This window comes from Xenorhabdus miraniensis, from assembly GCF_002632615.1.
Genome location: NZ_NITZ01000075.1, coordinates 1 through 1,424, shown reverse-complemented (window position 1 = coordinate 1,424; position 1,424 = coordinate 1). Strand labels below are relative to the sequence as shown.

1 protein-coding gene is annotated in these 1,424 nt (G+C 48.6%); it reads right to left on the bottom strand.

From position 1 onward, the window contains the following. Positions 1–104: 104 nt before the first annotated feature. Positions 105–1,337, bottom strand: coding sequence for an IS4 family transposase (locus Xmir_RS22070; RefSeq protein WP_208620483.1), 1,233 nt, complete (start codon positions 1,335–1,337; stop codon positions 105–107). Positions 1,338–1,424 lie beyond the last annotated feature (87 nt).

The following is a 1,424-nucleotide window of genomic DNA, read 5'->3' as shown; positions in this document are numbered from 1 at the left end:
GTAATACCGCTCGCTTAAGCACGAGCGGTTCTCTTTTTATAAGGGTAACGCGGTGCTTTGCAGAGCACTTGCCTTGGGGCTGGTTGACGTTTTCGCTTTTGAGGTCAGATCAATCGCTTGCCATTCTCCCTGAGGGCTTTTAATTTTTGCGGAATGGTGCCGGGGCTGCGTCCTGAACACCATAAAAATTCATCCTGTATCAGCCGTAACGCATTGATAAAGCTTATCCGCAGCGGCTCAACACTATAAGCCTTGGCCATCCGGCTCATCTCCAGCCGAACCAGATTATAGGCAATCAATATGCCCCATAATTCCTGATAAATACCGGTTCGGGTCTGGCTTCTCAGGATAGCTGTATTATTGAGTTGCCTTTGTTTTAGTTCATTATACCCGGTTTCGGCTTCCCACCGTTCCCAGTACACACTCAGGATCTCTTTGAGTGGGTATGTCATCGGGCACTCCAGTGAGGTGATAAAGCCTTTAATTTCGCCTTTCGGTTCTGGGATCAAAATAAGACGCGCTCGCCCTGTTTTTCCAAGGTGAGGATACTGTTGTTGGGCTTGGGGAGAAACCGGCATATCAATAAGTTTGTCATAAGGGCTGTGCTCCTTAACGACGTCATAACGCATTTTACTTTTTATTGGGGTTAGCCAATGAGTATTTTGGCCTGTTCCCCGCCAAGCCTGAAATAATTCCGCAGAGAGAAAACCCCGGTCAAACAACGTCAGCGTATTTTCGGGCGCAGAGCCCACCAGTTGTTGGGCGTAGCTAATTTCACTTTGGGTGATGGGACCAAACGCCACATCGGAGATAAGGTGTGTCCGCGCGGACATCAGGGTTACCGCTAAAACTGAGGGAAAGGTGGCTTTGCCGGAAGCATAACCCAATTGTTGATTATCACTGGTTTCAGGCACTTTAAACTGGGGGCCATCCACACATAAGATTTTCAGGCCACACGTAGAATAAGTAGTCTCTTCTTTTTCCCATTCGGTAGCCGTGGTATGAAAAAGATGCCGTAATGGCTCAACGCCAATGCGATGCCTGGCTTTCGAGATACTGCTTGAAGCTAATGACGGCAGTTCACCTTTCGCATCAGGAAAAGCCAGCTCTAATTTGTCACAAACATCACTGATAGACCGATTTCTCATGAGACCAATGCCCAGCACCAACCAGACGGCTTGTTCAGCGGGGAAGCGCCGTTTTCGCACCGTGGCGCGGCCGGTTTCTTTGACCGCTTCAATCACCCATGCCATGGGAATGTTTTTGCTAAAAGCACCCATGGAGTCAGGGTAATTAAATTCCGCAGTAGCTTGGAGTTCACGAGAAAATTCAGACATAAAAAACCGGCCTCAGATGATTGTCTGAGGCCGATTATGACTTATCTCAGTTGGCTTAAGCGAGCGGTATTACGGCTATGCCGGGGG

Bases quoted from the DNA above. Each gene is read 5' to 3' on its own strand.
- Xmir_RS22070 (WP_208620483.1), bottom strand. From the start codon at position 1,337: ATGTCTGAATTTTCTCGTGAACTCCAAGCTACTGCGGAATTTAATTAC.